Annotated in this window: 21 protein-coding genes, 1 pseudogene and 1 other annotated feature; of the genes and pseudogenes, 5 read left to right on the top strand and 17 right to left on the bottom strand. The window is 39.2% G+C overall.

The window, feature by feature from the left end:
* Positions 1-28: 28 nt before the first annotated feature.
* A complete protein-coding gene (locus HNQ85_RS11760; protein ID WP_181537913.1) occupies positions 29-1,678 on the bottom strand; it encodes an ABC transporter substrate-binding protein in 1,650 nt (549 codons plus the stop codon).
* Positions 1,679-2,194: 516 nt separating this feature from the next.
* Here HNQ85_RS11760 and HNQ85_RS11755 point away from each other — a divergent pair.
* Both HNQ85_RS11755 and trpS read left to right on the top strand, forming a co-directional pair.
* On the top strand, positions 2,195-2,560 hold the full coding sequence (locus HNQ85_RS11755; RefSeq protein WP_181537912.1) for a DUF3899 domain-containing protein: 366 nt from the start codon (positions 2,195-2,197) through the stop codon (positions 2,558-2,560).
* A gap of 44 nt (positions 2,561-2,604) precedes the next feature.
* Positions 2,605-2,843: a binding site (T-box leader), on the top strand.
* Positions 2,844-2,894: 51 nt separating this feature from the next.
* A complete protein-coding gene (trpS, locus tag HNQ85_RS11750; RefSeq protein WP_181537911.1) occupies positions 2,895-3,887 on the top strand; it encodes a tryptophan--tRNA ligase in 993 nt (330 codons plus the stop codon).
* Between the two features lie 34 nt (positions 3,888-3,921).
* On the opposite strand, the gene HNQ85_RS11745 is transcribed toward trpS, so the two are convergent.
* From HNQ85_RS11745 to HNQ85_RS11725, 5 genes are all read right to left on the bottom strand, one after another.
* Complete coding sequence (locus HNQ85_RS11745; protein WP_181537910.1) at positions 3,922-4,662, bottom strand: YjbA family protein; 741 nt, start codon at positions 4,660-4,662, stop codon at positions 3,922-3,924.
* A gap of 86 nt (positions 4,663-4,748) precedes the next feature.
* The gene (locus HNQ85_RS11740; protein WP_181537909.1) at positions 4,749-4,955 is read right to left on the bottom strand and encodes a hypothetical protein; all 207 of its coding nucleotides are present in this window, start codon (positions 4,953-4,955) and stop codon (positions 4,749-4,751) included.
* 98 nt (positions 4,956-5,053) lie between these two features.
* The gene (locus HNQ85_RS11735; RefSeq protein ID WP_181537908.1) at positions 5,054-5,845 is read right to left on the bottom strand and encodes a DUF2268 domain-containing protein; all 792 of its coding nucleotides are present in this window, start codon (positions 5,843-5,845) and stop codon (positions 5,054-5,056) included.
* Between the two features lie 99 nt (positions 5,846-5,944).
* Positions 5,945-7,183: a beta-ketoacyl-ACP synthase II gene (fabF, locus tag HNQ85_RS11730; RefSeq protein ID WP_181537907.1), complete on the bottom strand. Its 1,239-nt coding sequence runs from the start codon at positions 7,181-7,183 to the stop codon at positions 5,945-5,947.
* 58 nt (positions 7,184-7,241) lie between these two features.
* The gene (locus tag HNQ85_RS11725) at positions 7,242-8,174 is read right to left on the bottom strand and encodes a beta-ketoacyl-ACP synthase III (protein WP_181537906.1); all 933 of its coding nucleotides are present in this window, start codon (positions 8,172-8,174) and stop codon (positions 7,242-7,244) included.
* 182 nt (positions 8,175-8,356) lie between these two features.
* Between HNQ85_RS11725 and HNQ85_RS11720 the strand changes: the two genes are divergently transcribed.
* Positions 8,357-8,611, top strand: coding sequence for a hypothetical protein (locus tag HNQ85_RS11720; protein ID WP_181537905.1), 255 nt, complete (start codon positions 8,357-8,359; stop codon positions 8,609-8,611).
* Positions 8,612-8,703: 92 nt separating this feature from the next.
* Here the strand turns inward: HNQ85_RS11720 and HNQ85_RS11715 are convergent, their stop codons facing one another.
* Positions 8,704-9,657, bottom strand: coding sequence for a BMP family ABC transporter substrate-binding protein (locus HNQ85_RS11715; protein ID WP_181537904.1), 954 nt, complete (start codon positions 9,655-9,657; stop codon positions 8,704-8,706).
* A gap of 167 nt (positions 9,658-9,824) precedes the next feature.
* A complete protein-coding gene (locus HNQ85_RS11710; RefSeq protein ID WP_181537903.1) occupies positions 9,825-10,556 on the bottom strand; it encodes a hypothetical protein in 732 nt (243 codons plus the stop codon).
* A gap of 183 nt (positions 10,557-10,739) precedes the next feature.
* On the opposite strand from HNQ85_RS11710, the gene HNQ85_RS11705 reads away from it, so the two are divergent.
* Positions 10,740-10,922 carry a DUF2929 family protein gene (locus tag HNQ85_RS11705; protein ID WP_181537902.1) on the top strand — a complete coding sequence of 61 codons (183 nt, stop codon included), beginning with the start codon at positions 10,740-10,742 and terminating at the stop codon, positions 10,920-10,922.
* A gap of 72 nt (positions 10,923-10,994) precedes the next feature.
* Here HNQ85_RS11705 and clpB read toward each other — a convergent pair whose 3' ends face one another.
* Both clpB and HNQ85_RS11695 read right to left on the bottom strand, forming a co-directional pair.
* Positions 10,995-13,616, bottom strand: coding sequence for an ATP-dependent chaperone ClpB (gene clpB / locus HNQ85_RS11700; RefSeq protein WP_181537901.1), 2,622 nt, complete (start codon positions 13,614-13,616; stop codon positions 10,995-10,997).
* Positions 13,617-13,760: 144 nt separating this feature from the next.
* The gene (locus HNQ85_RS11695) at positions 13,761-13,940 is read right to left on the bottom strand and encodes a YjzC family protein (RefSeq protein ID WP_181537900.1); all 180 of its coding nucleotides are present in this window, start codon (positions 13,938-13,940) and stop codon (positions 13,761-13,763) included.
* A 61-nt stretch (positions 13,941-14,001) separates the two neighbouring features.
* Here HNQ85_RS11695 and HNQ85_RS11690 point away from each other — a divergent pair.
* Positions 14,002-14,295: pseudogene (locus HNQ85_RS11690) on the top strand (undecaprenyl-diphosphate phosphatase); the annotation flags it as partial.
* 176 nt (positions 14,296-14,471) lie between these two features.
* Here the strand turns inward: HNQ85_RS11690 and argF are convergent.
* The 7 genes from argF to argC form a co-directional block, all read right to left on the bottom strand.
* Positions 14,472-15,440 carry an ornithine carbamoyltransferase gene (gene argF / locus HNQ85_RS11685; RefSeq protein WP_181537898.1) on the bottom strand — a complete coding sequence of 323 codons (969 nt, stop codon included), beginning with the start codon at positions 15,438-15,440 and terminating at the stop codon, positions 14,472-14,474.
* Positions 15,437-18,583, bottom strand: a complete 3,147-nt coding sequence (locus tag HNQ85_RS11680; RefSeq protein ID WP_181537897.1) for a carbamoyl phosphate synthase large subunit — start codon at positions 18,581-18,583, stop codon at positions 15,437-15,439. The genes argF and HNQ85_RS11680 overlap by 4 nt, the downstream gene beginning before the upstream one ends.
* Positions 18,576-19,652, bottom strand: a complete 1,077-nt coding sequence (locus tag HNQ85_RS11675; protein WP_181537896.1) for a carbamoyl phosphate synthase small subunit — start codon at positions 19,650-19,652, stop codon at positions 18,576-18,578. The genes HNQ85_RS11680 and HNQ85_RS11675 overlap by 8 nt, the downstream gene beginning before the upstream one ends.
* A 75-nt stretch (positions 19,653-19,727) precedes the next feature.
* Positions 19,728-20,888 (bottom strand): acetylornithine transaminase, encoded by a 1,161-nt coding sequence (locus HNQ85_RS11670; protein WP_181537895.1) that lies wholly within the window; start codon positions 20,886-20,888, stop codon positions 19,728-19,730.
* Positions 20,888-21,664 (bottom strand): acetylglutamate kinase, encoded by a 777-nt coding sequence (argB, locus tag HNQ85_RS11665; protein WP_181537894.1) that lies wholly within the window; start codon positions 21,662-21,664, stop codon positions 20,888-20,890. The genes HNQ85_RS11670 and argB overlap by 1 nt, the downstream gene beginning before the upstream one ends.
* Before the next feature lie 22 nt (positions 21,665-21,686).
* Positions 21,687-22,919: a bifunctional ornithine acetyltransferase/N-acetylglutamate synthase gene (gene argJ, locus HNQ85_RS11660; protein WP_181537893.1), complete on the bottom strand. Its 1,233-nt coding sequence runs from the start codon at positions 22,917-22,919 to the stop codon at positions 21,687-21,689.
* Positions 22,920-22,934: 15 nt separating this feature from the next.
* Positions 22,935-23,972 carry an N-acetyl-gamma-glutamyl-phosphate reductase gene (argC, locus tag HNQ85_RS11655; protein ID WP_181537892.1) on the bottom strand — a complete coding sequence of 346 codons (1,038 nt, stop codon included), beginning with the start codon at positions 23,970-23,972 and terminating at the stop codon, positions 22,935-22,937.
* Positions 23,973-24,040: the final 68 nt, after the last annotated feature.

The following is a 24,040-nucleotide window of genomic DNA, read 5'->3' as shown; positions in this document are numbered from 1 at the left end:
TATACTCTCCTTATTAGGCTATGAACGATTATTCAATGTACGCCCACTTGTAACTCCAGTCACCACCGAATTGATGTTCAACAATACCTTTTACATATTCACGTTGTACATATGCCCGGCCACGTTGGTAAACCGGAGCAATAACCGCTTCATCTAGTAAGATTTTTTCAGCTTTAACCATTGCATCCCAGCGGGCTTGTAAGTCACTTAACAATGTGGTTTTCGCATCTTTAACAAGCTTATCGTATTCAGGGTTAGACCAGCCAGTTTGGTTGTGAGCACCGTTTGTCACAAACATATCAATGAATGTCATAGGATCTTGATAGTCTGGACCCCAGCCAGCTAAAGAAATTTCATATTGCATTTTTGTTTCAAGATCAAGTTTTTGTTTGAATGGTTGTTGTTTAATGTTAATGGTTAAGCCTTCAAGGTTCGTTTCAAGTTGTTCTTTTAAGTACTCACCAAGTTTCTTAGAAGATTCAGTGTCATAGTTTAGCAACTCAAGTGTAATTTTGTCTTTTCCAAGCTCTTTCTTCGCTTCAGCCCATAATTTTTTCGCTTCTTCTACATTTGTTTTTAGAAGATCGCCATTTTCTTCACGGAAGTCTTTTCCATTAGGACCTTTTACAAAACCTTCTGGTACAAAGTAATTAGCTGGTTTTGAACCGTTATTTAGGATTACGTTAGCAATACCTTCTTTATCAAATGCCATCGCAATTGCTTTACGAGCTTTTACGTTTTTCAACACTTCGTTGTTTTGATTCATACGAAGGAAAAATAAAGTAGGCTCTGAAATAGGAAGGTAATTTGGATCATTTTTGTATTTGTCAACAAACTCAGCTGTTAATTCTGCACGATCAGCTTTCTTAGTTTCATAAAGGTTAACAGCAGTAGCTGTATCTTTTACAATGTTAAAGTTAATTGTTTCTAATTTAACAGTGTTTGCATCCCAATAGTTAGGGTTTTTCTTTAATTGGAAGCTTTGCTCATGTTTCCATTCACTTAATACGAACGGACCGTTGTAAAGAGTTGTGTTTGCTTCAAGACCGAATTTTTCTCCTTGAGCTTTTACAAATTTTTCGTTTTGCGGATAGAATGTCGGGAATGTTGTTAAGCTTAAGAAATATGGAATTGGGTTCTTTAACTCTACTTGAAGAGTTTTGTCATCTAATGCTTTTACGCCAAGTTGATCAACTGGTAATTTGCCAGTGTTCACTTCTTCTGCGTTTTTAATGTCATACATAATGTAAGCATACTCGGCCGCAGTTTTAGGATCTAACGCTCTTCTCCACGCAAATACAAAATCATGTGCAGTTACTGGATCGCCGTTAGACCATTTTGCGTCGCGAAGTTTAAATGTGTAAACTTTACCATCTTCGCTTACTTCATAGCTTTCCGCCATACCAGGCGTAGGCTCGTTGTTCTTGTCAAGACGGTATAGGCCTTCAAATACGTTGTTCATTACGTTGAATGAAACAGCGTCTGTTGCTAATACAGAGTCCATAGATGGAATCTCTTGTGTTTCAAGCAAGTTCAATACTTGCTCTTTCTTTGTTTCAGCAGGTTTGTCTCCTTCTTTTTTGTCGCCTGCTGCGTTGTCATTCTTGCCTCCACAAGCTGCTAAAAGTGTTGAAACAGCTAGAAGAAGGACAAGAAATAATGATAGTTTCTTCTTCACAAAAATTCCCCCCTTAGAATATGTAAAGATTTTATTTTACCTTCTGATTTATCAGAAGATTCAGCCTACTATTGTTATTATAAACTGTATTAATATATTTGAAAAGAATTTTTTACAACCTTTTTAATTCAAAATTCCCGAATTTTTTATTTACTATTGTTACTAATCGAATCCTTGCGATTCGATTACTTAGAATTTTATAAGTTTTTTTAACAAATGTAAACAAAAAATTTAAAAATAAAAAAAATTAAAACGCTTTCATTCACCTTTTTATTACATTTTATAAAAAAACAACAGTTTTATGTCTGTTTTTTTCGAAATTTGTCATATGATCAAAAAATTTTGTTGATATAGTTTTAAGAATAATCTATAATACATTTTTTAAGAGAAAATGTGATAAATTACGCACCCTCTCCTCCTAGCATCGATAATGATTCATCCCTCTTATCATCTTCATCTCATTTGTAATGAAATGATATAATAGATAAGCTAACTGTTTTCTTCTAGGAGGAAAAGATGAAACACATCAGTATACGAACCGTTCAAATCAGTTTGACTACATTGCTTCTGGCATTGATTCTCACAATCATTCAAGGTGATGTTTCATTATTAACTTTCATTAATATTAGTTTTTTATTATCTCTTCCTTTGCTTATGCTTGGTGGCTTTTTATTCGTATATGAAGGCGGCTTTTTTAATGGGCTCATTTATAGCTACCGTCGCCTGCGCCGTTCTACAAAAATGGGAAAATACGTTGCTCAATTCGATCATCTTGATCATGAATCAGTTGTTCCAATGACTTTTTCGGTTACTAAACCTATATTTTTTTCCGGATTGCTTATTTTCCTTTTTACATTAATCATTGCCTATTTTATGCGCTAAGCTTGCATTTTAAAAACATTTCCTTTAGAATATTTAGCAAAAATATGCATGCGATGAGAAAGAATAGTACATATTGCGATGCATTCAGAGAGCTTGTGGTTGGTGCGAACAAGCTGCTTAGCAATATGGAATGGGCTTTCGAGCATCCAAGCTGAACGTTGAGTAGGCTTGGACGTCCGCCTTACGTTACAAAGGCTCCATGTTTTGCAATAAACATGGGATTGAGTGATTGTACTTATGGTACAATAACTAGGGTGGCAACGCGGTCCCAATCGTCCCTAACTGTTATTAGGAGCGATTGGGTTTTTTATTATGTTTGTAAAGGAGTGGTTTCATGAAAACGATTTTCTCTGGCATTCAGCCAAGTGGTGTCATTACGCTTGGTAATTACATCGGAGCAATGAAGCAGTTTGTTGAATTACAAAACGAATACAACTGCTATTTTTGCATTGTTGACCAACATGCGATTACTGTGCCGCAAGATCGTCTTGAGCTTCGCAAAAACATTCGCAGTTTAGCTGCACTCTATTTAGCAGTCGGTATTGATCCGAACAAAGCAACGTTGTTTATTCAATCGGAAGTTCCAGCCCATGCTCAAGCTGGTTGGATGCTACAATGTATCGCCTATATCGGAGAATTAGAACGAATGACACAATTTAAAGATAAGTCCGCAGGTAAAGAAGCGGTCAGTGCAGGTTTGTTAACGTATCCACCGCTCATGGCTGCCGACATTTTACTTTACAGCACAGACATCGTTCCTGTTGGCGAAGACCAAAAGCAACACATTGAATTGACGCGCGATTTAGCAGAGCGGTTTAATAAGCGATATGGCGAAATCTTCACGATCCCGGAAGCACGTATACCAAAAGTAGGCGCTCGTATTATGTCCCTTGCTGAACCAACAAAGAAAATGAGCAAGTCAGATCCAAACAAAAAAGCGTTTATTACATTGCTGGATGATGCAAAAACAATTGAAAAGAAAATTAAAAGCGCTGTTACGGATTCCGACGGCATTATTAAACACGATAAAGAAAATAAACCGGGAATTACAAACTTGTTAAACATTTATTCCATTTTAGCGAATAAAACAATTGATGAATTACAAAAAGAATATGAAGGAAAAGGATATGGAGAGTTTAAAGCAGACCTTGCGCAAGTCATCATCGATACACTAACGCCAATTCAAGAGAAATACTACAATTTAATGGAAAGCGACTTGCTAGACCAAGTTCTTGATGAAGGAGCAGAAAAAGCCAATAAAGTTGCTAATAAAATGTTGAAGAAAATGGAAAACGCAATGGGACTTGGAAGAAAGAGAAAAAAATAAAAATATAAAGGGGCAGAACTATGGTCAGCCCCTTTTAATTTACTTTCGGCTCTTGTTCCATTTCCCATAACTTCTCAAAGAACGGCTGGCCTTTAATTAAATTTTCGCAAAGTTGGGCATGCTTGTCCGTCCAGCCGTACTTTGCCTCTTCATATAAGTTATTCCACGCCTCTTCAAAAGACATTTTTTGAATGTGAGTATATTTTTCTGGAGCCCACTCTGTATACCAATAACGTACTTCTGCTACATTTTTTGTTGAATAAAGCTGATCGAGAGCCATAAATAAAAGCTGCTTAAGCTGACGCTCTTTCCGCGTTAATCCGCTCATTAAGTGCGGTGAAGGCGACAAAATATGATGTTCTTTCTCAGAGGAATGGAACGGATATACAGCTTCCTCTTGTTCCGCTACCATATCGTATACTAGCTGCTCTTGTCTTGGAATTAATCGGCTTTTACGAATCGGAATGTTATAGCCGATTGTATCAACAGCAAGTATTCCCTTGCCGTCAGAAATAACAAAGCAATAATCTAACTGAATACGTTCATGATTTTTTCTTACAAATGCTTTTTGATATACATCCTCAAGAAGCGCCTGTGGAATTTCAGATAAACTATTTTCAATGTAGTCATACAATGCCGAGGAAACTTTCAGTAAAGGGACTTGATCTAAAAGCTCGACTTGGTCATCTTTACGCCATTCGTGAAAATAGCATACATTATAACCATTTTCTTCACCTTCAAACCAATTAACCCAAATATCATGAAGATACAACATGAAATACCCCTCACTTCAAAACCTATTTGTCCATCAGTATAGGCAGGGGTCGTTCATTTTATTCCAATAAAACCTTTTTTCTCCATTTATTCTTGATTATTCGGAAAATAAAGGCTTAACCACATGAGAAAAAAACCAAACGGAAACAAATAACATTCTACTTTTTTGCTTATAAAATAAAAATAATCGATTATACCTTGTTCGGCTGTAATAATATTTAAATACGTAATCGTGGTAACACCGCCAATAATTGAAAAGCCAAAGCCGATTAGATAAACGAAAACTCGTATCATCGCATCATTCCTTTTCTTTGCAAAACTTGTCCATCTATTACTAAATGTATGATGCAGAAAAGAAGAGAATGACTAAACAATAAAAGAGACGATTTCAATCATGAAACGTCTCGGTCAGCAAGTTTCGCTATTTTCTCGGAAGTTAAAGACATTAACTTTTCAAAAGTGATATCTTTCTTTTGTAAACAACGATTGACAAGGTCATATCCAACCGCGTAACCAAGCATTTTTGGATAGAAGTTCAATCCATAAAGCAGACGGTTATAAAGAGGATGAGTAACATGAATAGATTGGTAAGGTAAAATATATCTTTTCCAAAATTCAGCTAATTGCTTTTCAGAATAATAAGTCGTCCACTTTGCATTATAGGATTGCCCAACATATTTACGAACAGCCGTTTCTGCCAATCCTTCTAGAACGATTACATCGAGCAATGTATAATCTTCTTCTTTCTTTACCATTCTCCTTAACCGGCAAACATGATTGTACTCATGAGTGATTAACGCTTCCATCTCCTTTTTTGTATGATGTGGCAGCAAAAACAAAAACAGTTTGTCTCTATAGGCAAGACCTCCTTTACTGTTAAATTCACGTTGTAATCTTCCATTTCTCCAATCAGCAGGAAAAATAAAAATGGGTATATCAGGGCCGTTCCATCGCTTCATTAGTATATTGTATATTTTTTCAACATCTTCCCATATGAGTTGTGTTTTCATTTCTTTGACAACTTGTTTTAATCCATTTGCAGATCGATACATTCCGTGTCTTATTAAATGAGAAAAAATTTCACGTGAACTGACATCCTTAAAATAAGGTATTAACTTTTTACACAATTCAATCGGCTTCTCTCCTACCTGTATCAACCATTCATCCGTACGTAAAACAGGCATTTTCTTTCACACCTTCATTTTTCTATTATCGTATGTATCAAAGAAAAGCTAGGTGAACATAAAAAAGGATTGGTTGACTACAACCAATCCTTTTATTTACTATTCATATTTTTTAAAGATTAATGTCGCATTATGCCCGCCAAATCCAAGCGAGTTGCTTAATACAGCGCGCACTTGTTGTTTGCGAGCGACGTTTGGTACATAATCAAGATCACATTCTGGATCTGGTGTTTCATAGTTAATCGTCGGCGGAATGATACCTTCTGTAATCGTTAATACGGAGAACACTGCTTCGACGGCACCTGCTGCTCCCAGTAAGTGACCAGTCATTGATTTTGTTGAGCTCACTGCCAACTTATAAGCATGCTCACCGAACACTTCTTTAATGGCCATTGTTTCATATTTATCGTTATATTCTGTACTTGTACCATGTGCGTTAATATAGTCAATTTCTTCTGGTTTCATACCTGCATCAGAAAGTGCCTGTTTCATCGCCCGTGCGCCGCCTTCACCGCCTGGAGCAGGAGCTGTGATATGATAAGCATCTCCTGTTGCTCCGTAGCCAACAACTTCCGCATAAATTTTCGCACCGCGTTTTAATGCATGCTCTAATTCTTCTAATACAAGAATACCAGCGCCTTCCCCCATGACAAAACCATCACGGTTTTTATCAAATGGGCGGCTTGCTGTTTTTGGATCAGGATTCGTTGATAATGCCGTATTCGCACAAAAGCCGGCCAAAGACATTTTTGTGATCGGCGCTTCTGTTCCTCCTGTAATCATGACATCGGCATCGCCCCGCTGAATCACTTTAAAAGCATCGCCAATCGAGTTCGTTCCTGTGGCACAAGCCGTCACCGTACATGAGTTGATTCCTTTTGCTCCGAGAATAATCGAAACTTGACCAGCTGCCATATCCGGAATCATCATCGGCACAAAAAACGGGCTGACGCGGCGATATCCACGTTGTTGAAAAATTTCAAACTGCTGTTCAAATGTTTCCATGCCACCGATTCCTGAACCAATCCAAACACCGACGCGCGGTGCGTTTTCTTCTGTAATCTCTAAATTCGCATCTTTCACGGCCATCAACGAAGCGGCAACGGCATATTGCGTAAAGCGGTCCATTTTTCTTGCATCTCTTTTATCCATATAGTTCTCTGGATTAAAATCTTTCAATTCTGCTGCCACTTTCGCCGGATAATCATCAGGATTGACACGCGTCAGCGGACCGATTCCTGATTTGCCGGCAATTAAATTATTCCATGTTGTTTCTACATCGTTCCCAAGCGGCGTAACAGCACCTAAGCCTGTGACAACGACTCTTCTCTTTTTCATCTTTTCCGCAGCTCCTTTTTCTTTTAATGATACATAAAAGAATGTCAATTGTCATTGATTAGCGGCCCCAGCGTAACGCAATGGCTCCCCATGTTAATCCACCGCCAAAACCGACCATAATAATTAAATCGTCATCTTTAATCTTTCCAGCCTCATACTCTTCAACAATCGAAATCGGAATCGAAGCAGCCGAAGTATTTCCATATTTTCTGATCGTTGTTGACATCTTGTCTTCCGGCAATTCCAAGCGCTGTCGTGCCGCTTCGACAATACGAATGTTCGCTTGGTGCGGGATAAGAAAGTCAACATCTTTTTTCGACAATCCCGCTTTTTCTAATACGTTAATGCATGATTCCCCCATTTGTCTTACCGCGAACTTAAACACTTCTCTGCCGTTCATAATGACATATTCATCTTGATATAAATGCTTTCCGCCTGAGCCGTCTGCTCCAAGTTCAAACGATAAAATGCCGCGTCCTTCGGAGACAGGTCCCATGACTACTGCTCCGGCGCCATCCCCAAATAAAACGGCCGTGTTGCGATCTTGCCAATTGAGAATTTTTGAGAGTTTTTCAACCCCTACTACTAGTATATATTTATAAGCACCTGTTTCAATGAATTGTTTCGCCGTAACCATACCGTACATAAATCCTGCACACGCCGCGCTGATATCAAGTGCCGCCGCTTTTGTTGCCCCTAAACGTTCCTGCAACATACACGCTACAGAAGGAAACGGACGATCTGGTGTCACTGTTGCCACTAAAATAAGGTCAATATCTTGTGCAGAAATTCCTGCATGCTCTATAGCTTTTAAAGATGCTAAATATCCCATATCGGACGTATCCATATCGTCTGAAGCGATTCTTCTTTCTTCAATTCCCGTTCTCGTACGAATCCATTCATCAGATGTATCCATCATTTTTTCTAATTCAAAGTTTGTTAACACTTTTTCAGGTAAATATCGGCCTATCCCTATAATACCTGCATTCACGCCGAACAACCCCTTTTATATTTATATATATAACCAATTATTATTACTTGGTACTAATTTTAACTGAATTTTGTGAGATGTGCAATATGAAATTGCCTTTGTTCAATAGTGGCAATCGTCTATTCACACGCTTTAAATTTTTCATAAAGTACTAGTAAATAAAAGGAGAAGAGGGGGATTTCATGAAAAGTGATGACAAAAGCGAAGTAAATGAATATAACGATCGATTTTCCCGTCTCATGTTCGGACCGTTTCCATCAAGACAAGCTATGACGGAGCATAAAAAAGATGAAACCCATTTTTCAGATCCGCTACACCAAATCGATTTTATGCAGCTGATGAAAGATATCGATACACTTGTCTCATCCTTTGAGAAAATTAAGCCCATTGTAAAACAACTGACTCCTTTATACAATTTGTTTAAAAATAGAAGCTGACCCATCAGTGTCTGACCTCACGCACAATCCATAATAGATATCCTATAAATTATGGTTGTGGGGTCTGACACTTTCCTTTTGGGTCAGCCTCATTATTCATTAGGCAATTTACCTGTCTTTTGATAACGCTCAATTTCATTAGCCAGTTCTCGACGAAACTGTTTATCAACTAGTGGACTAAACTTTCCCATGGAAATGACTCCATCCTGAAAGTCAAAATACAAATTTCCTGATTTTAGTTTTCCATCATTAAATTTCTTTGCAACCAGCTCATATAAGCGGTCAACATGTTGTACAGTACTTGTTAAAACGGTCAACTTTCCTAAATCCGATTGATCAGTAACATAACCAATAGCATAGAGACCATGCTGCTTTAATTTTTCAACGACTGGAACATTATATCCATCACCAGCTGGATAAACAACATCAACGCCATCAGCAATTAGTTCATCAAGCAACTCTAGAGCACGGTGAACATCATCCCAATGTTCAACAAAGCGAACTTCCACATCAACATTTTCGTTTTGATATAATGCCCCTTCAAAAAAACCGTTCACTTCAGGCTGCCATTCAAAAGCAGCGATTACTCCGACTTTATCTGTCTTTGTCATTTTCCCAGCAACCATTCCCCCAAAAAACCCCATAGCATTCGCGGCAAAATTTAAACTCGTTACATTTTTTTCCTTCGCTTCCCCATTAAAGCAAACGAAATGAATATGAGGATATTGCGAAGCTAGACGATTGAAATACTCAGCGTACTCGCTTCCGTGTCCAAAAATTAAATTGACCCCTTTACGGTCAAATTCTGCCACAGCTTGTTTCACGACTGCTTCATTATCCATACCTTCTTTATAGAAAACATCTACTTTAAACTGCGACTGAATCTTTAACAAGCCTTTATATCCTTTCGTTCCCCAAACTTGATCATTAATCGTTTCAGGAACTAATAACCCCACTTTTTTCAGCTGCCCATTTGTTTGGACTAGCGGTCGACAGCTCGCTATTACAAAAATGCATAAAAGCATAGCTAAAAGAGGTTTTTTCATTAAATGTTGCACTCCCTCAAATCCTCTCTCCCTAATAAAAAACTGACATTGAAAATGCTTGTTTTTTCACCTTCATTTTACATCCATGAGACGATATGGTAAAGTTTATTTCTTTTTGCCATAAAAAATCATTCCTCTATCATTTATTTATATTTGATAGAGGAAGCTCATGATAAATCATTATTCTCTTGATAAAACTTATAGATCGCATGAGAAAATCCATATCTTTTTTCCGGCAAATGATAAATAACAGCAATTGGACACCCCAAATTTCTCCTTAATTCTTCATATTTTCGACAATGAAGGGAAGATGGATAATGAGTAACACCAGACATTTGCCATATTTTCACCGGGAGACATTTTTGTTTCGTTGGTAGTGACCAAAGAATGGAAGAAATATTGTCATCCTCCACCTCATAAGCTGAAGCTATTTCTTTTATCATTCGTTTGTAAAAAAATTTGTTTTCTTGTTCATAAGCTACTTGTGCCTGCAAATCTAAACATGGACTCAACATCGCCACTGCGCGAATTTGATCCGGCATCATATCCATTAGACGTAAGGCAACTAAGGCCCCCATTCCTTCAGCAAGAAGATAAATTCGCTTGTTTAGTATTTCACTTTTTAGTACGTAATAAATGAGCTGTTTAGCAAGCCGAGCTGCTTTTGGGCTCCCCCAATGTCTGCCATATAAATTCGAATAAAAAATGGTATATCCGTATTCTCTCAACTCCTCAATAAGTTGGCTTCTTCCCTCATGTTGCATCCAAAAGCTTGTTTTTTCATTGACAAAATGATTCGTATCTCCAATGATCAATATTGCAAAACCGTTGGGGCGTTCAGGCAAATGAATGGTACACCATTGCTCATCAAGCTGAAAGAAGCGTTCCTTGATTATCATCTCATTTCACCTTTACTTTCACAGTACATAATTGTACATTATAATTTATGCGAAATCATAAAAGCGGTAAGGGTATTCGCCTAGAATGGCATGATAAAGTGACAACTTTAGAAAACAACTTTGCTGCCAGAGTTAATTGTGCTAAGATAAAAAAAGAATGTCATGGAAACTGAGGTGAAAGCGATGAAATTTTTCTGGACTTTCTTTTGGACGTTTTTGCTTGTGCACATGGCTACATATGTTGTGAGCTCAATGCAAGGTAATGCATATGATGTCGCAACTGGTTCATTACTAGCTGTAGTTGCTACAATTATCGTTATTGCAATTGCAAACGTTCTTCCAAACGAACCCGTAGAACATCATTAAAAAGTGCTCTGTCATCTACATGATCAGCTGAACACTGCTAATTCTTCCAAAACAAAAACAGACCGATAGAGGCTATCGGTCTGTTTTTTCTTGTTTTTGAACAACAATTTGCCCATTTTCATAGTCAATTAGCACATTACTGTAGTCTTTTATTTGTCCAGCAATGATTTCTTTTGCTAATTTCGTTTCAATGTGTTTTTGGATAAACCTCTTTAATGGACGTGCTCCGTAAACAGGATCAAAGCCAGCAGTTGCAATGTATTCTTTTGCTTTGTCTGTCAATATTAGTGTAATATGGCGTTCGGCAAGCCGCTGGCTAAGCTCTCTAATTAATTTATCAACAATTCCTTTTACTTCATTCACTGTTAACGGCTTAAATAAAATAATATCATCGATACGATTTAAAAATTCCGGACGGAAATGTGCCCGCAATTGCTGTAACACTTGCTCCCTTGTTTCTTCTTTAATTTCTCCTTCATTTGTTGCTCCTTCTAGCAAGAAGTGTGAACCAATATTTGATGTCATAATGATGACCGTATTCTTAAAATCAACCGTTCTGCCTTGCGAATCAGTAATTCGTCCATCATCAAGCACTTGCAGTAAAATATTAAATACTTCTGGATGAGCTTTTTCAATTTCATCTAAAAGAATGACTGAATAAGGTTTGCGACGAACTGCTTCCGTTAACTGTCCGCCTTCTTCATAACCGACATATCCCGGTGGCGCACCAATTAAACGAGATACGGCGTGTTTTTCCATATACTCTGACATATCAATGCGAACCATTTGCTCTTCACTGTCAAACAATGATTGTGCTAATGCTTTGGCGAGTTCCGTTTTTCCGACCCCGGTCGGTCCTAAGAAGATAAAAGAGCCAATTGGTCGATTTGGATCTTTGATGCCGGCACGGGCGCGCAACACTGCATCGGAAACAAGTTCCACTGCTTCATCCTGACCAATGACACGTTCATGCAAAATATCTTGCAGGCGCAATAGTTTCTCACGTTCCCCTTCGACAAGCTTAGCAAGTGGAATGCCTGTCCATCTTGACACAATTTCCGCTATTTCTTCTTCCGTCACTTCTTCACGAAGCAAACGTCCTTCCTCTTGTTTTTCGCCCATTTGCTGTTCAAGCTGTTTTAATTCTTTTTCAAGCTGAGGAATACGACCATGACGCAATTCAGCAGCTTTATTTAAATCATACTCATTTTCTGCTTCCTCTAATTCGCGTTTTGCCTTTTCTAACGCCTCACGCAAATTGCGTACGTTTTGAATCGCCTCTTTTTCCTGCTGCCACCTTACTTTCATGCTGTTTGCCTTTTCACGCAAATCAGCCAATTCTTTTGTCAACGCTTCTAGACGTTCTTTGCTCGCTTCATCTGTTTCCTTACGTAAAGCGGCTTCTTCAATTTCTAATTGCATCACTCGGCGCATGACTTCATCAAGTTCCGTTGGCATTGAATCAATTTCAGTCCGTATCATGGCGCATGCTTCATCTACTAAGTCAATCGCCTTATCTGGAAGGAAACGTTCAGAAATATACCTGTCTGATAAAGTAGCTGCAGCAACGAGGGCACGGTCGTGAATATTTACCCCGTGATGAATTTCAAATCGTTCTTTTAATCCTCGTAATATAGAGATCGTATCTTCTACTGTCGGCTCTTCAACAAGTACTTGTTGGAATCGACGTTCAAGCGCAGGATCTTTTTCAATATATTGACGGTACTCATCGAGCGTTGTCGCTCCGATGCAATGCAACTCTCCCCGCGCAAGCATCGGTTTTAACATATTGCCCGCATCCATTGCCCCTTCCGCTCTTCCGGCGCCAACGATTGTATGAAGTTCATCAATAAACAGAATAATACGCCCTTCACTTTTCTTTATTTCATTTAATACAGCTTTTAAACGTTCTTCAAACTCCCCGCGAAATTTCGCCCCAGCAACGAGAGAACTCATATCAAGTGCAAAAATCGTCTTATCCTTTAGTCCTTCTGGAACATCTTTACGAACGATGCGCTGAGCTAAGCCTTCAACGATTGCTGTTTTACCGACTCCCGGCTCGCCGATTAACACCGGGTTATTTTTTGTTTTGCGCGATAAAATGCGAATGACACGGCGAATTTCGCTGTCACGTCCAATAACAGGATCGATTTTTCCCGCTTTCACTTCGGCAACTAAATCCCGTCCGTATTTTTTTAACACTTCATATGTAGCTTCAGGATTTACACTCGTCACTCGTTGATTCCCCCTTATATCCATTAACACTTTCAATAATGAATGACGTTCAATATGATATTTTTTCAATAAGTCCACTATTTCGTTTACTTGTGTATCATTCGTTAGCGCCAACAACAAATGTTCGACTGAGATGTATTCATCTTGTAATCGTTTTGCTTCTTCCTGAGCATTCACTAATAGGCGTTGAAGATGATGGGTAATATACACTTTTCCTCCCTCTACACCTGCTCCCATCACTTGCGGCTTTTTCTTGATCAGTGCATGCAAATCATTGACAAACGCTTCAATATTAATATGAAGATAATCGAATATTCGTCTCGCTAATCCGTCTTGTTGCTGGATTAAGGCGAGTAACAAATGAACGATATCGATTTCTTGATGATAATGTTGTATGGCTAACGATTGGGCGGACATGAATGCTTCTTGAACTTTTTCCGTCATTTTGTTCATATCCATTACCTTTTTCGCCTTCCTTTTTGACTTTTTTTGACCTTTATTTTTATTATATCCAATTATTTTTTTTATTTTCAATTCAAAAGCCATCCAGCATAGGATGGCTCTGAGCATTTGAATATTTGCTTCTCGCACCGCCACTTTTCTTTATGGTTTACGCACGTAAGTCCAATGGCGGTTATGATTCGATGTTTCCGGGAACGTGTCCCCTGCTTTCAACTTAACTTTCTTTGGGTTTTTTACGTTGTCTCCTGTTTCCCCAATTTCGATATATACCCCATTATTCGGAGCTTTATCTCCCGGTCCAAAGTGTCTTCGTTGTCCCATGTTTTGATTCCTCCTTGTAGAACGAAACTACATTATTAACATTCCCATTTTCACCACAATTATGGTTTACATGAGAAGGCAAAATATAGATGAACCTCTCCCACCTGCACGTTGTTTAGAGGTGGGAGACTTCTCGGTGAACATGTTAAAAATTGAAGGTCTTAGTTTTGAACTACTTATGAACACCGCTCCTTTGTTTGCGGTATTGCTGATTTACAAAGAAGACTTGCTTCGTTTAGCAAAAAATGGAGTACAATATTTAACGACAAAAGAACAAAGTGCAAAAGATGATTTTCGCTTTATCATCTATTTAATTCTTGGCACGATTCCTGCTGGAGTAATTGGAATTTTATTTCTCGTATTATTGCTTTATTGTCGGCGCACTCGTCATCTTATTTACTTAATAAAAAAGGCTGTCTCATAAGGGTCTGACCTCACGCGCGTTTCACAATATATGGCTCATTTATCTAACATTATGTCCTATATATTGTGTTGTGGGGTCTGACCCTTGGCTTTTGAGACAGCCATTTTTTATGATCCTAATAATGACAATAAAATTGCTTTTTGTACATGAAGACGGTTCTCTGCTTGCTGGAACACTACAGAATGTTCACCATCAATGACATCTGACGTTACTTCCTCACCGCGGTGAGCCGGCAAACAATGCAGGAAAATGTAATCTGATTTAGCATATTGCATTAATTCCGCGTTTACCTGAAACGGCTGAAAAATGCTCAAGCGTTCAACGCTTTCTTTTTCTTGTCCCATACTTGTCCATACATCTGTATAAATGACATCTGCATCTTTTACCGCCTCATACGGGTTATGATGAACTACGATATTTGCTCCTGTATTCTTAGCGATTCTTAAAGCTTCTTCGACATAGCCTTGCTTCGGTGCATAATTTTCCGGACAAGCGATTGTGTAATCCATTCCTACTTGCGCTGCGGCAATCATTAATGCATGTGCCACATTGTTTCCATCTCCGACGTAGACGAGTTTAATGCCCTTAAACTTCTTCTTCATCTCGTAAATGGTTAATAAATCAGCAAGAGCCTGGCACGGATGATCATCGTCTGTTAACCCGTTAATGACCGGAATGGTCGCATGTTCCGCTAATTCTTCAATTTTACTATGGGCAAATGTACGAATCATAACCGCATCGACATATTGCGATAATACTTTCGCTGTATCAGCAATTGTTTCTCCACGCCCTAGCTGCAAGTCATCACTGCTTAGAAAAAGCGCATGACCGCCAAGCTGTGTCATTCCTGCTTCAAATGACACTCTGGTACGCGTTGATGGTTTTTCAAAAATCATCGCCAATGTTTTTCCATATAGCGGCGTATAAATTTCTCCAGATAGCTGTTTTTTCTTTAATTCACTGGCCAGTTCTAACAAATAATGAATTTCTTCTGCTGAAAAATCTTTAAGACTTAAAAAATCTTTCCCCTTCAAATGTACATTGGGATTTATGTGAAACTTTGCGACTGTATTCATAAAATCACCGCTTTCTCTGTTTGTTGTTTATGCAAAAGCCACTGTTGAATCGAGGATACGGAAAATTCTTTACAATGAATGCCTTTTAAAAACAATTGGCATGTTTCCAGTTCCGTAAACGTCAAAATTTGTTGGGACAACGCAAGTTTTCTCCACGTTGAACTTTGTTCATCTTTCTTTAAGCTAAAAAACGCTAATGCTTCCTTACGTTTCACCCATTCTTCAAACGGCATTTCCGTAACAACAGTAAGCTGTTTTTCTTCTATCACGTTTTTAAGCTGATTTATTTCTTCTGTCTCTTCTAAACCATCCATATCTAAATAAATTTCATTCGCTTCTCCTTTTCTTGAAACATATGGATGGAATGCCTTTGCTGCTGCTTCTTCCAGCGTGTTTGCAATGCTGATTCCTTCTCCCGTTGATTTCATTTCTGGTCCGACAAGCGAATCGACTCCAGGCAGCTTATGGGTTGAAAAGACAGGATATTTTAAAACAACATACGGGACATCATCCAGCAATTCGACTTTTATCTCAACTACGTCTTCCAAACATTTCCCAAGCAATAATTTTGTCGCAATTTGTGCTAGCGGAACACCTGTCGTTTTGCTGACAATCGGCACGGTGCGACTTGCGCGCGGATTCACTTCTAACACATACACAATATTGTTATGAATCACATATTGAATGTTCATAATTCCTCTGAAGCGTAGCTTGCGAACGATTTTTCTTGCATATGTCACAATCTGTTCTTTTTCATATTCGGTGAGTGATACTGCTGGTAAAATCGCGTAGCTGTCCCCTGAATGAACTCCCGCTTTTTCTACATGTTCAACAATTGTCGGAATCAAAATATTTTCTCCATCAGCCACTAAGTCAACTTCTGTTTCTTTTCCTTGCAAATAAGCATCGATTAATACAGGATAAGTGATTGATGATGATTCTTTCACTAAAATTTGCAATTGTTCCTCACTTTTTACAATGAACATTCCTTTTCCGCCAATGACATATGAAGGTCGCAGTAAAATGGGGTAACCGACCTCTTTTGCTTTTTCAAATAGTTGCCCCTCATCATCAGCAATTAATCCCGATACATGCGGTATATTAAGTTCTTCTAATAGTTGATAAAAACGATCCCGATCTTCCAATTGATCGATCACATCATGGGAAACACCAACAATATTTACACCGGCTTCTTCTAATCCTTTCACAAGATTAATCGCTGTTTGTCCGCCGAATTGAACAATCACTTTATCGATTTGCTCCGCTTCAATGACGTTTAACACATCTTCGAACGTAAGCGGCTCAAAGTATAAACGATTGGCAACAGCAAAATCGGTGCTGACTGTTTCCGGATTGTTGTTAATAAGAACCGTTTCATAGCCTTCTTGCTGCAACGCATACACGCTATGAACAGAGCTATAGTCAAACTCAATTCCTTGCCCGATGCGAATCGGTCCGGAACCGATGATTAATACTTTCTGTTTATCGCTTTCCTTTAGCTCATTTTCGCCAAAATAGCTTGAATAATAATAATCTGTCTCTGAATGAAATTCGGCTGCACATGTGTCAACCATTTTATAAGAAGGAACAATTCCTAATGATTTTCGCTTTTCCCTTACTTCACTTTCACTCACATCCCATACGTTAGCTAAAAAGAAATCGGAAAACCCTTTCTCCTTTAGGATTTGCAATGTGTTCGCATCCACATTTTGCATGTTTGTTTCCATCGCCTTTTTTTCTAACGTAATTAATTGCTGGAATGAATTTAAAAAGAAGTGGTCGATTTTGGTTAATTGATGCACCGTTTCAATGCTTTCGCCGCGACGAAACAGCTCTAATATCGCAAAAAAGCGGCGGTCATCAGCTTTTGTTATCAACTGTTTCAATTCTTCTGTTGTCATCTTCTGTAACGAAGGTAACAGCAATCCAATATTTTCTCCTTCTAATGAATGAACGGCTTTTTGGAAAGCGCGCTCCATATTTCGATCAATCGCCATCACTTCACCGGTTGCTTTCATTTGCGTGCCAAGCTGACGGTTCGCATAAGGAAATTTATCGAACGGCAGGCGTGGAAATTTAACAACAACGTAGTCTAACGCCGGTTCAAAACTTGCATACGTATTTTTCGTGACAGGGTTTAATAATTCCGCTAACGTATATCCGACCGCCAGTTTTGCGGCAATCCGCGCAATTGGATATCCTGTCGCCTTTGATGCTAATGCAGAGGAGCGACTGACACGCGGGTTGACTTCGATTAAATAATAGTTTTTACTAAACGGGTCTAACGCAAATTGAATGTTGCATCCGCCGATAATTCCAAGCGCAGAAATAATTTTTACAGCTGCGCTGCGCAGCATATGATATTCTTCATCTGTTAACGTCTGGGATGGTGCAACAACAATCGAGTCTCCCGTATGCACTCCTACAGGATCAACATTTTCCATGTTGCACACGGTAATGCATGTATCGGTATGATCGCGCATCACTTCATATTCAATCTCTTTATAACCAGCAACGCTTCGTTCGATTAAACATTGTGTAATCGGGCTTTCCGCCAATCCTTTTTCAACAAGGAAAATGAATTCTTCCATTGAAGCAGCAATGCCGCCGCCGCTTCCTCCTAACGTGTAAGCGGGACGGATAATAATCGGAAAACCGACTTTTTCGGCAAATGCAATTGCATCCTCCACATTTGTAATGATTTCACTTTCTGGAACAGGTTCGCCCAGTTCGTACATTAACTGGCGGAATGCCTCGCGATCCTCTCCTTTTTTGATCGCCTCAATCGGCGTTCCTAACAATTTCACCTTATATTTTTTTAAAATTCCTTTTTCATGGAGCTGGAACGCTAAATTTAACCCCGTCTGTCCGCCAAACGTCGCAAGCAGCCCATCGGGTCGTTCTTTTGCCATGATTTTCTCTAAACTTTCTACTGTCAACGGCTCAAAATAGACAGCATCTGCATGCACCTCGTCGGTCATAATGGTCGCTGGATTGTTGTTCACTAGGATGATGCGATATCCTTCTTCCTTTAAAGCTAAACATGCTTGTGTACCGGAATAATCAAATTCTGCTGCCTGGCCGATGACAATCGGTCCTGAACCAATAATTAAAATGGATTGAAGTGTCTGATCTTTAGGCATACACTTTCTCTCTCCTTACGTTCTTCACAGTTTGCAAAAATTCATCGAAAATGCTGGTCGTATCGCTCGGACCTGGATGTGCTTCAGGATGATATTGCACTGATAAAATCGGCTTGGTTGGATGAAACATTCCTTCTACTGATTGATCGTTGACATTTGTAAAACGAATCACAAACGGTGTATGCGCCAAACTTTCCTTATTCACGACATATCCGTGATTTTGTGATGTCATAAACACTTTCTTCTTCACTGAATCGTAGACCGGCTGATTGGCCCCGCGATGACCGAAACGCAGCTTTTCTGTATCTGCCCCGTATGCCAAGGCAACTAATTGATGCCCTAAGCAAATCGCAAGCGTCGGATAATGGTCAATCATTTTACGAATCGTTGAAAGCTGTGGCATAAGCTGCTTTGGATCTCCAGGACCGTTTGATAGTAAAATGCCGTCCGGCTCAAGCGCTTGAATCGTTTCAAATGACGTGTTATATGGAACAACAGTCACTTTACATTCTCTTTCCAGCAAAGATTGCAGGATGGATTTTTTATAGCCAAAATCAACAAGAACAATATGTTCTGAACCATCTCCATATGTTTCAATTTGCGAAATGGCTACTTTCTGTATAGGCTGTTCTTGTTGCTCTTTTACAAATTTTCCGCATTCAGAAGTTAAACTAATCTTCCCTTGCATGACTCCTTCTGTACGAATTTGTTTTACTACCGCGCGTGTATCAATATGAGTAAGCAAAGGAATATTCCATGCTTGCAAATATTCCCTTAAACTATATTGAGATTGATAATGATATCCTTTATCCCTTGTTTCATAGACGATTACTGCTTGAACATGGGGTTTTTTGCTTTCAAAATCAGTTGCATTAATTCCGTAGTTGCCGATGAGCGGATAAGTAAATACAATCATTTGGTTTTTATATGAAGGATCAGTGAGTACTTCTTGGTATCCAGTCATTCCTGTAAAAAAAACAACTTCACCGCTAACCTCACCGTTAGGCAGTTCCGTTTCCAACTTCCCTTCAAACATTTTCCCATTTGCTAAATGCAAATAAGCTTTCATTGTGACACCTCATTATTGAATTTTTATTTAAATATAAGTATTTTTATACATCTAACTTAATAAAGGTACAGCCACTTATTCGTTAGCTGCTACATGTTCCTTTATAAATGTATATTGAATAATCTTCACCGCTTCATCGATTTCATCTGTACGAACGACAAGCGGAGGCAATAGACGAATGACATTCGGACCAGCTGTTAATACAAGCAAACCATTGGCATGAATGTTTTTAATTAATTGAGTAACATCATGCTTGCATTCAATTCCGATCATTAAACCAAGACCTCTCACTTCCTTGACCACATCAATATCTTTTAAAGCTTCCTTTAACTTTTGCAGAAAATATTCTCCTTTCTCCGATACTTCCTGCAAAAATTTCTCTTCAAAGATCACTTCCAGTGTCGCTTTGGCTGCTGCCATCGCAAGCGGATTGCCACCAAATGTAGAACCGTGAACCCCGGCAGTAAATGAGTTCCTTAAAAACTCTTTCCCAATCATTGCGCCAACTGGAAAGCCGCTTCCTAATCCTTTTGCAACCGTAATAATATCCGGAGAAATGTCGTAATGTTGATAGGCAAATGCTTTTCCCGTTCTTCCAATTCCTGTTTGCACTTCATCGACAATAAACAAGGAACCATAACGGGAACAAAGTTCAGCAATCTTCTTTAAAAAAGATTCATTTGCCGGTATGACTCCACCTTCGCCTTGGACGATTTCAACCATCACAGCGGCAACTTGCTCGTTCATTTTCTGTTCTAGCATAGCGATATCATTAAAAGGAAGATGAATGAATTCCGGCAAAAGCGGTCCGAATCCTTTATAGATTTTTTCCTGTCCAGTTGCTGACATCGTTGCAAATGTCCGACCATGGAATGACTGCTTAAACGTAATTACTTTCGAGCGTCCTGTATATTTGCGCGCCAGTTTTAATGCCGCCTCGTTCGCCTCCGCACCACTATTGCAAAAGAACACCGCATCACCGTCGCAATGTTGAACGAGAAGCTGTGCTGTCTCTTCCTGTAATTCATTTTGAAATAAATTCGAAACATGCCACACTTTTTTTAGTTGATTTTCGATCGCTTCTTGAATAACAGGATGACGATGACCTAGGTTGCAAACGGCTATCCCTGCCACAAAATCTAAATATTCCTTGCCATCTTTAGCGATTACTTTTGTTCCTTTTGCCGATTCTATTGCAATATCCCAACGATTATACGTAGGAAATAAGGCTCCCATTAATAAACCCCCGCTTCTTTCATGATTTTTGTGCCGCATATTTCACCATTAGCTGAGAAAAACGGCAGCTTGCCGCTTACAATAATGACTTCACGCAGTGAACCAGCAATGGATTCCATCGCTGCTTTTACTTTCGGAATCATGCCTCCGTAAATCGTTCCTTCATCAATCATTTCTAAAATCATCTCAACTGTTGCATGCTCCACCAGTGTTCCATTTCGTAAAATTCCGGGAACATCGGTGACAAACAACAAATGTTTTGCCTCAAGAGCCATGGCCACTGCTCCAGCCGCCGTATCAGCATTAATGTTATATTTCTGTCCCGTTTGGTCAAAGCCGATTGGGGCAATCACTGGGATATATTCGGAAGCAGCTAATTGTTGAAGAAACGAATGATTCACATGCGTTACTTCCCCAACATACCCTAAGTGCTCTACATCCATCGGTTTCACTTCGATTAAATTCGCATCAATCCCTGAAAGCCCAATCGCCTTCAATCCTTTTTTCTGCAATAGTGAAACAAGCTGCTTATTCACTTTTCCCGCTAAAATCATCTCGACAACTTCCAGTACTTCATTCGTTGTTTTCCGCAAACCATTGACAAACTCACTTTTAATGTTTAATTGTTTTAACATTTGCCCGATTTCCGGACCGCCACCATGGACGATTACAATGTTCATTCCTCTGCTTTTCATTTCTTTCAAACTATGAAAAAATGCTTCCGATAATTCACTTAATACGCTTCCCCCACATTTAATGACTACTGTATCCGCCATTTTTTTCTCCCCTCTAGCAAAATTACGTGCGGTAGCTTGCATTAATTTTTACATAATCGTAAGTTAAATCGCATCCCCAGGCGGTTCCTCTTCCCTCTCCAATATGAAGATTCACTTCAATAACAATCTCTTCATTTTGTAAATAAGCAGTCGCTGCTTCTTCGGAAAAGGCTTGCGGCTGACTAGCTTTTAACATGACAATCTCCCCGATCGAAACATCGACATTATTGGGGTCAACTGCCGCGTCGCTATGCCCAATCGCTCCGATAATTCTTCCCCAGTTAGCGTCAGCTCCGTAGACGGCTGTTTTTACTAAATTAGAACCGACAATTTTCTTAGCAACTTCCTTCGCTTCCTCATCGTTTGCCGCTCCTGTAACACGCACTTCGATTAGTTTCGTCGCTCCTTCTCCGTCTTTCGCTATTTGCTTGGCTAAATCCTCACACGTCTTTTTTAACGCCTCGTAAAATTTAGGCCATTCTGGATGATTTGGCGTAAGTTCCTTGTTTTCCGCCAAACCGCTTGCCAGGACAATAACCATATCATTCGTTGATGTTTCCCCATCTACTGTAATTTGGTTAAAAGAAACATCTGTTATAGAGCGAAGAGCCGCTTGCAGCGAATCTGATGAAATGTTGGCATCCGTTGTTATAAATGCAAGCATCGTTGCCATATTCGGGTGAATCATGCCAGAACCTTTCGCTGCTCCGCCAATTGTAACCTCTTTTCCGTCAATAACCGTTTGATAACAAGTCTTCTTCATGACGGTATCGGTCGTTAAAATCGCTGTTTGAAAAGCAATGGCATCTTCCGTTAAATTACTTGGCCGTAATTGTTTGATTCCCGTGCGGATTTTATCCATTGGAAGAAATTCACCGATGACACCAGTGGAGGCGACCGCGACTAAATGTGGAGCAATGCCAAACTGTTCGGCACACAACTTTCTCATTTCGTAAGCATCTTTTAATCCTTGTTCTCCTGTACAGGCATTCGCACATGCGCTATTTACGATAACAGCTTGAAGTTTTTGTTCGACTGCGATGCTTTGCTGCGTTACTTTTAACGGTGCTGCTTGGAAATGACTTTGTGTATAAACAGCGGCGCATGAAGCAGGTACATCGCACACAACTACACCTAAATCTTTTTTTGTATAGCGAAGCCCGGCATGTACTCCTGCAGTCTTAAATCCTTTTGGTGTTACGATCGTTCCTTCTGCTATATGTTGAATATCATCTTCCTGTTTTGTAACAATCATTGTTCCTCCCCCTTATCATGGATAAATCGGCATGAACTGTAACCCTGTATCCTCTTCTATTCCCATCATAATGTTCAAGTTTTGAATCGCCTGCCCCGCGGCTCCTTTCACTAAGTTGTCAATCACTGACACAACCGTAATTCTTCCTGTCCGTTCGTCGTAAGCAACTCCAATGTCACAATAGTTGGAGCCGTAAACTTCTTTTGTTGACGGGTAATTTCCAGGCTCGCAAATGCGCACAAACTTTGAATCTTCATAACTTGTTTTATATAAATCTACCAACATTTCAGTAGACAACTCTTTTTTTGCTTGAGAATAAATCGTTGCCATGATTCCGCGTGTCATTGGAATTAAATGTGTGCTAAACGTAATTGGTTTTATCTGTTCATTCCAATTCCACAGCATCTGCTCAATTTCTGGAATATGTTGATGCTCGTTTACTTTGTATATTTTTACATTCTCATTTGTTTCAGAAAAATGCGTGCTAAGAGAAACGTGGCGTCCGGCTCCTGACACTCCAGATTTTGCATCAATAATAATCGAATCTTCTTTAATAAGATCATTTTGTACGAGCGGGGCTAAACCAAGTAATGTTGCTGTCGGATAGCAGCCTGGATTGGCGATCATTACTGCATCTTCAATCTCTTTTTTATTCCATTCCGCCAAACCATATACTGCTTTTTGCAAATACCTATTTGGCGCTGCTGTTTTTTTATACCAGGCTTCATAAATGCGTCCGTCCTTTATGCGAAAATCCCCGGATAAATCGATTACTTTTACGCCTCCATCCATGAGAAGCGGCGTCAGTTGACTTGATACTCCTGGCGGGGTAGCCAAAAAGACAACATCGGCTGTTGCTGTAATTTGCTCAACATCGATACTTTCAAGGATCATTGCTTCATTCTGACCGATATGAGGATAAATTTCGGATAAAGATATTCCATCTTGTGACGACGAATGGATAGAATGAACTTCGGCATATGGATGGTGTTGTAAAAAGCGTAGTAACTCTACCCCTCCATATCCTGTTGCTCCAATGACCGCTATTTTCATGATGAGCCCCCTTAATCAAAATCTGTTAAATTAGTTATCATTATAATACTGCATAAAAATAAAATCAA

The sequence above is a fragment of the [Anoxybacillus] calidus genome (assembly GCF_013760845.1).
In the GTDB taxonomy this organism is placed as follows: domain Bacteria; phylum Bacillota; class Bacilli; order Bacillales; family Anoxybacillaceae; genus Paranoxybacillus; species Paranoxybacillus calidus.
This window is presented reverse-complemented; position numbering and strand designations above follow the sequence as displayed.

Excerpts from the sequence above, each read along its gene's own strand:
- trpS (WP_181537911.1), top strand. The coding sequence starts at position 2,895 with ATGAAAACGATTTTCTCTGGCATTCAGCCAAGTGGTGTCATTACGCTT.
- fabF (WP_181537907.1), bottom strand. The coding sequence starts at position 7,183 with ATGAAAAAGAGAAGAGTCGTTGTCACAGGCTTAGGTGCTGTTACGCCG.
- argF (WP_181537898.1), bottom strand. The coding sequence starts at position 15,440 with ATGAATACAGTCGCAAAGTTTCACATAAATCCCAATGTACATTTGAAG.
- HNQ85_RS11715 (WP_181537904.1), bottom strand. The coding sequence starts at position 9,657 with ATGAAAAAACCTCTTTTAGCTATGCTTTTATGCATTTTTGTAATAGCG.
- HNQ85_RS11705 (WP_181537902.1), top strand. The coding sequence starts at position 10,740 with ATGAAATTTTTCTGGACTTTCTTTTGGACGTTTTTGCTTGTGCACATG.
- HNQ85_RS11740 (WP_181537909.1), bottom strand. The coding sequence starts at position 4,955 with ATGATACGAGTTTTCGTTTATCTAATCGGCTTTGGCTTTTCAATTATT.
- HNQ85_RS11680 (WP_181537897.1), bottom strand. The coding sequence starts at position 18,583 with ATGCCTAAAGATCAGACACTTCAATCCATTTTAATTATTGGTTCAGGA.
- HNQ85_RS11670 (WP_181537895.1), bottom strand. The coding sequence starts at position 20,888 with ATGGGAGCCTTATTTCCTACGTATAATCGTTGGGATATTGCAATAGAA.
- HNQ85_RS11755 (WP_181537912.1), top strand. The coding sequence starts at position 2,195 with ATGAAACACATCAGTATACGAACCGTTCAAATCAGTTTGACTACATTG.
- HNQ85_RS11745 (WP_181537910.1), bottom strand. The coding sequence starts at position 4,662 with ATGTTGTATCTTCATGATATTTGGGTTAATTGGTTTGAAGGTGAAGAA.
- HNQ85_RS11675 (WP_181537896.1), bottom strand. The coding sequence starts at position 19,652 with ATGAAAGCTTATTTGCATTTAGCAAATGGGAAAATGTTTGAAGGGAAG.
- HNQ85_RS11735 (WP_181537908.1), bottom strand. The coding sequence starts at position 5,845 with ATGCCTGTTTTACGTACGGATGAATGGTTGATACAGGTAGGAGAGAAG.
- argB (WP_181537894.1), bottom strand. The coding sequence starts at position 21,664 with ATGGCGGATACAGTAGTCATTAAATGTGGGGGAAGCGTATTAAGTGAA.
- clpB (WP_181537901.1), bottom strand. The coding sequence starts at position 13,616 with ATGGATATGAACAAAATGACGGAAAAAGTTCAAGAAGCATTCATGTCC.
- HNQ85_RS11695 (WP_181537900.1), bottom strand. The coding sequence starts at position 13,940 with ATGGGACAACGAAGACACTTTGGACCGGGAGATAAAGCTCCGAATAAT.
- argJ (WP_181537893.1), bottom strand. The coding sequence starts at position 22,919 with ATGATTGTTACAAAACAGGAAGATGATATTCAACATATAGCAGAAGGA.
- HNQ85_RS11720 (WP_181537905.1), top strand. The coding sequence starts at position 8,357 with ATGAAAAGTGATGACAAAAGCGAAGTAAATGAATATAACGATCGATTT.
- argC (WP_181537892.1), bottom strand. The coding sequence starts at position 23,972 with ATGAAAATAGCGGTCATTGGAGCAACAGGATATGGAGGGGTAGAGTTA.
- HNQ85_RS11710 (WP_181537903.1), bottom strand. The coding sequence starts at position 10,556 with ATGATAATCAAGGAACGCTTCTTTCAGCTTGATGAGCAATGGTGTACC.